This window comes from Lutispora sp. (assembly GCF_041687175.1).
Classification (GTDB): Bacteria; Bacillota; Clostridia; order Lutisporales; family Lutisporaceae; genus Lutispora.
Map to the genome: position 1 here is coordinate 1 of NZ_JAWLCK010000144.1, position 5811 is coordinate 5811.

Below are 5811 nucleotides of genomic sequence, written 5' to 3' on the forward strand. Positions count from 1 at the left end.
GCTATATCAGAGCTTGTTATAAGAAATTATCCATTAAAATAGAGGTTGTAAGTTCAACCTCTATTTTATCGATTTAATAGGGCTATAGTTAATATTGCACCCTGTCCAAAGTGCTGGTGGTGGACCATTATGGACTAGTGCACGGACAATTACATCTTTTAGGGTATAATTATATGGGTTTTGGGGATTTGCAGCACAATACAATGCTTCAAGGTAACGATAAAAAGGCATTTTTCTACCTTGATATCTAGGCATAGGATAATTAATATCTTCTTGAAGGACTATCCAAGATATTGAATTTGCAAGCTCATCTAATGAATAACTCCAATTTACATTTCCATCTATCTGGAATGTTTTTTGAATTCTAGCGTGAATTGTTGATATTTGGTTTAATAGTTGAATACTTGGTGCTGTAAACTCAAATCGGTCGATAGCTAAATGTTCTGTTCTTCTATAACTGATTCCATTGTAAGCAATATCAATTAGAAGGTCTTCTAAGATACGTGTATCGTTCCCCATTTGTATAAGTTGCAATGCCTTATTATATAGATCTGTAATGATATTAGCATGAGATATAGCAATTCCGTTGAGGTCTACCCTATAATCGTAGGCTTTAATAGTATTGTTTACAACTTTTGTTTTCTTGCCTGGATAATTAATTGTAAGATTAAGATTATAGTTATTTGGAATTTGATAATGTAATGTATTGATTTGTCCAGCATTCCATACTTGTAGGATATTACTCTTATTGAATTCATTTAATAATTGCTGTCTCATTACTGAATATGACATAGTAACCCTCCCTAGTTTGTGTTTGGCAATTCCATAAAGGTTAAAGAAGTAATAACAATTACTTTCAGTTATAAACTTTAGGATATCATTATATTGCAGTTGGCTGAACTAATCATTATATACACATATGTATTCAAAACTAACATTTAGCAGGGTAGAGAGTTTTAATAATTTCATTTAGAACTCCATCTGATACCATATGGAGATTAAAGAGGTAATCATTTGCTAAAAATGTTTCATACAAAGCAGTTTTTGCTGTACGCCATCCCAGTCCATCAGTAACCCATATGAAGGTAATATGCTGTGGAGATAACCACTCTTGGAGAGATTTATACTCGCCAGCAGTAGCTTTAAGTTTAGACCCTCCACCACTATAGTAGTTAACCTCAAGAAAGAAAAGCTTATTTTGATTGTTTTTAATAGCAAAGTCAAATCGTCTATCGATTTTGTCAACCTCAATATCTATACCCCATTTTTCAGCTATCTTATTTTTTGTTGCTTGTTTTATATAATCTATACCGTGCTTTTCGCAGAAGTTAGCAAGATAGTTTTCCAGAAGATTTTCCATAGCTGTTCCAGTTCTATTTTTTCTAGCATTGGTATCCATGCCAACTTCAACACCGATACAATAATCGATAATGTTAGTTACTTTTCTATTGGTAAAGAAATCTTTTAAACCTGATGAAGTGAAGAATTTTATTAAGTTATCAGCTACCTCTGGAGTAAGAGGTACTTTTGGAGAAAATAGGTCTCTCATATTTTTGGAGATAAGTGTATCAATATCGTCAATTATAGGAGTTTCATTTAGCTTTCCCGGCCTTAATGCAATTAGAATTGGTAATACCCTTCTTGTGTTTGGATAGTTTTTTAATAGTGCAATAAACTCATCGTTAATTCTATTCTCATCCATGCCAAGCAAAGAATTGAGCACAGAAAGCTCGTCTTTTATTTCTTCCACATTGGTTACTGCCTTATTAAAATCGGAGAAGTAATCCCAGGTAAATATGCTATCTTTGAGTGTGTCCATTAAATATTCAAACACTTGATGTGGAGTTGATAGATTTTTCTGTGTATAGTATCTAAGATTCTTCATCATAAACCTCCAATATACAAGTTTTGACTTTATTTTATAGTAAATAAAAAAGGAAGGTGTTTCACTTATTGTGAAACTCTTCCTTTTGAAGCAATACTAAACTATTTATAGGTTTTAATACGACTAAGTAATCAATTAATTTCAATATATCTTCGCAGGGTTAGGTCCAAGTATTCTGGAACATTATCAATGCCAGTGTAGTTCCTCTTAAGTTTAATAGAAGCAATCCCGGTTGAGCCTGAGCCATTAAATGGGTCAAGTATTTTATCTCCCTCTTTTGTTGAGGCAAGTATTATTCTCTCTAGTAGAGCTAAAGGTTTTTGCGTTGGAAAATCACCGTGTTTCTTTTCCTTTTTGTTGATAGCAGGAATCTCCCAGACATCACGCATCTGCTTACCACCATTTATCTCCTTCATCAACTTATAGTCATAGTAGTGTTTGGATTTCTTACTTTTCTTTGCCCACAATATTGTTTCTGTTGAATGAGTGAAATATCTGCAAGAAAGGTTTGGTGGAGCATTCTTTTTGTACCAGGTTATGTTGTTGAGCAATTTATAATCCAATTGTTGTAAAGCAAGGCCAATAGAATATATATTATGAAATGTGCCGGAAATCCATATGGTGCCGTTTGGTTTAAGGATCCTTTTACATTCTGACAACCAGGCATAGTTAAACTCATGCATCTGTTCTACATCCTTGTCCATATCCCATTCTGCCTTATTTACAGATACCATTTTTCCACCGCTGCAGGTAATTCCATTTTTTGAGAGAAAATATGGAGGATCGGCAAATATCATATCAAAAGTATTATCTTGTATTTTTTTCATTATGGAAACACAATCTCCAAACAATAGTGTAAAGTCATCATCTTTATAGTATATAGCATCTAGTTCCTCTAACATCTATAACCCTCACATTCAAGTTCATAAGTAAATTAATTTACTATCATTTTATCAATACAATAAATATATTAGCAAGGACAAAGTTTGCTATGGGAGGGTTCAAATTATTTTCTTAAAAAACTAGCATATGGTTATGAATAGTATCCTGCTTGAAAATCTAACCATATTTTATAACCTTGACAAGCACTGGTTACAACTGTAATGTTAGTGTTAATAGAGAGTTTAGAGATTTTCACAATAAAGAGAGGTTTATTCATTATGCAAAAATTCAAGTCTATAATAAGCGTTATGGTTATATTATCTATGCTATTCACTGGCTTTGCCTTTGCCAATGAGGACACAGTTTCAACTTTTGTGGATGTGCCAAAGGATCATTGGGCATACAAGGAGATACATGAATTGCGGAATTTAAAGATTACCGATGGTATAGGCGATAATAAGTTTGGACTTGGCATTGTTATCACTAGGGGTGAATTTGCAGCTTTCCTAGTTAAGTTGATGCAGTGGGAACTGGTTTCACCAGAACAAGGCAGCTTTACTGATAATATGGATACCACTAAGTGGTATTATCAACCTATAGAAACAGCATTGCAGCATGATGTAGTATCAAAAGCAGAAAAGTTCAGACCCAGCGACCACATCACCCGTGAAGAAATGGCAGTAATGCTTGTTAGGGCTTTAGGCTATAAGACACTTGCAGAGCAGTTGAATAGCTTGGAGAGTCCTTTTGTGGATGTTTCAAACAACATAGGTTACATAACCATTGCCAAAGATTTCGGTATCATCAATGGTGTAGGAAATGGCCTCTTTAAGCCAGACGACACTGCTAAAAGGGAAGAAGCGGCAGCTATGATGACCCGTATGTATCAAAGGCTCATCCAGCCTATTAGTGAGTTGCATGGATTTTATGCTATAAAATCAGCTGGACAGGCAGATATGATAAAGAAACTTGATTCTATCGGATTTGGGTGGAGCCGTCTTGAATATGATGGGGAAAAAGATGAGATTGTGCTCAACACATCAAGAACCAACAACAACGAATATGCCATACCTCAAGGATATGAGGAACCCTTATCTATGGCAAAGGATAATGGTGTTCACGCAAGCCTTATGGTTTTGGCTAGTAACAATACAAACATCAACACGAAAGAGGGTTCAAATATCCCTTTTATTCAGTATATTTTGACCAATACAGAAAAACGAGAACAGGCAATAGAAGCAATTCTTTCTAAGGTAACAAATCCTATGGATGGTGGAATCCTTACTATGGACGGTGTTGTAATAGATTTTGAAGATATGAGAGGAGAATTGCTGAGAGAGACCTTCAATATTTTCTTGAAAGAACTCAAGTCAGAGCTTGATAAGAGAGGCAAGAATTTGTATGTAGCGGTACATCCTGTGAGAAAGCCTGGACAAGCATATTATGACGGATATGACTACAAGACTATCGGACAGATAGCAGACAAAGTCATACTGATGGCTCATGATTATTATGCCAAGCAGTTGACTGAGGCGGAGATGGAGATGGGGTATACTATAACTCCCGTATCACCAATTGATGAAGTATATTATGCTCTAAAGGCAATTACCGATGAAGAAAAAGGTATAGAGGACAGGAGCAAGATATGGATACAGTTTTCCTTCGATGCCGTACAATGGAAGTTAAAAGAGGGAAAGGTAATCAACAAGTATCCCTATAATCCCAGCTACGAAGCAATACAAAAAAGGCTCATGATGGAGGATGTGACTATTAATTATTCAGACCGCTATCAGAATCCCTATGCCACTTTCTTTGACGCCAATGATGAGACCCAAAATGTAATATGGTACGAAGATTCCAGAAGCATAAGAGCCAAGGTAGATGTTGCAAAGATGTTCGGAATACAGGGAGTTTCACTTTGGAGATTAGGCAATATACCTGATTTTCAGGAGAACGATAATAAAGAGATATATTTGGATGTTTGGGGACATATATTGGAAAATATAAGATGAGAGAAATATTATGCTAAGTACAAACAAAGGAGGTTCGGGTATGGAAAAGCTAATTACCAGAGATAAGCTGATTTACAGCATGAGCAGTGAAAATAAACCTGCATTGGAGGTTGAGTCAGGCACTACAGTAATATTTGAAACCTGCGATTGCTTTCAAGACCAAATAAGCAGCTGTGAGCAGTCCATAGAAAAGTTGAATTGGGACAGAATCAACCCAGCAACAGGACCTTTGTATGTAAAAGAGGCTGAGCCAGGAGATGTATTGAAAGTTGAGATTCAAAAGATTGAGATCAATGACTATGGTGTAATGGCTGCAATACCCGGCTCAGGTATTTTTGGTGAAAATATTGATAGTTCAAGGATAAAAATACTGCCTATAAAAGATGGAAATGCAGTATTCAACAATGATATTCACATTCCATGTAGGCCAATGATTGGCGTTATCGGTGTAGCTCCAGAAGGGGAAGCCATACCAAATGGAGAGCCGGGAGCACATGGTGGAAACATGGACAACAACAAGATTGTGGAAGGTTCTGTATTATACCTGCCTGTATTTCATCCAGGAGCTTTGCTTGCTATGGGTGATCTCCATGCAGTTATGGGAGACGGCGAAGTAATGGTGACAGGTGTGGAGATCGGCGGGAAAGTGACTGTAAAAGTTGAAGTGATCAAAGGCTGCAAATTAAATAATCCAGCATTGGAATGTGAAGATATGGTCTATACCATTGCGTCCAATGAGGATTTATATAAAGCAGTCAAGGAATCTGCTGAGGATATGCTTCACATAGTAATGAAAAAGCTGAATATGGATATTAATGAAGCAGGAATGCTTCTAAGTGCAGTTGGAAATACGGAGATATGCCAGATTGTAGATCCTAAGATGACAGCTAGATTTTCAATGCCAAAGAATATTATCTTGAGAAGCTAGTTAAAGAGCTTCAGGCAGCAAGTATTTTGAAGGGCTCAGACAAAGGATTTGAATTATAAAGAGACGGCTAACGGTGTATCACCAGACATGTTAGGCACCACAGA

5 protein-coding genes are annotated in these 5811 nt (G+C 36.1%); 2 read left to right on the forward strand and 3 right to left on the reverse strand.

The window, feature by feature from the left end; translation table 11 throughout:
* Positions 1-60: 60 nt before the first annotated feature.
* From ACESM9_RS13830 to ACESM9_RS13840, 3 genes are all read right to left on the reverse strand, one after another.
* Entirely contained in the window at positions 61-792 is a 732-nt protein-coding gene (locus ACESM9_RS13830; protein ID WP_372999878.1) for a hypothetical protein, read from the reverse strand.
* A 139-nt stretch (positions 793-931) separates the two neighbouring features.
* Positions 932-1885 carry a type II restriction endonuclease gene (locus ACESM9_RS13835; protein WP_372999880.1) on the reverse strand — a complete coding sequence of 318 codons (954 nt, stop codon included), beginning with the start codon at positions 1883-1885 and terminating at the stop codon, positions 932-934.
* 131 nt (positions 1886-2016) lie between these two features.
* Positions 2017-2787: a DNA-methyltransferase gene (locus ACESM9_RS13840; RefSeq protein WP_372999884.1), complete on the reverse strand. Its 771-nt coding sequence runs from the start codon at positions 2785-2787 to the stop codon at positions 2017-2019.
* 258 nt (positions 2788-3045) lie between these two features.
* Between ACESM9_RS13840 and ACESM9_RS13845 the strand changes: the two genes are divergently transcribed.
* On the forward strand, positions 3046-4779 hold the full coding sequence (locus tag ACESM9_RS13845) for an S-layer homology domain-containing protein (RefSeq protein WP_372999887.1): 1734 nt from the start codon (positions 3046-3048) through the stop codon (positions 4777-4779).
* A 40-nt stretch (positions 4780-4819) separates the two neighbouring features.
* A complete protein-coding gene (locus tag ACESM9_RS13850; protein ID WP_372999890.1) occupies positions 4820-5707 on the forward strand; it encodes an acetamidase/formamidase family protein in 888 nt (295 codons plus the stop codon).
* Positions 5708-5811: the final 104 nt, after the last annotated feature.

What these genes read in the sequence shown, in the direction of transcription:
- ACESM9_RS13830 (WP_372999878.1), bottom strand. Translation starts at nt 792, where the DNA reads ATGTCATATTCAGTAATGAGACAGCAATTATTAAATGAATTCAATAAG.
- ACESM9_RS13840 (WP_372999884.1), bottom strand. Translation starts at nt 2,787, where the DNA reads ATGTTAGAGGAACTAGATGCTATATACTATAAAGATGATGACTTTACA.
- ACESM9_RS13850 (WP_372999890.1), top strand. Translation starts at nt 4,820, where the DNA reads ATGGAAAAGCTAATTACCAGAGATAAGCTGATTTACAGCATGAGCAGT.
- ACESM9_RS13835 (WP_372999880.1), bottom strand. Translation starts at nt 1,885, where the DNA reads ATGAAGAATCTTAGATACTATACACAGAAAAATCTATCAACTCCACAT.
- ACESM9_RS13845 (WP_372999887.1), top strand. Translation starts at nt 3,046, where the DNA reads ATGCAAAAATTCAAGTCTATAATAAGCGTTATGGTTATATTATCTATG.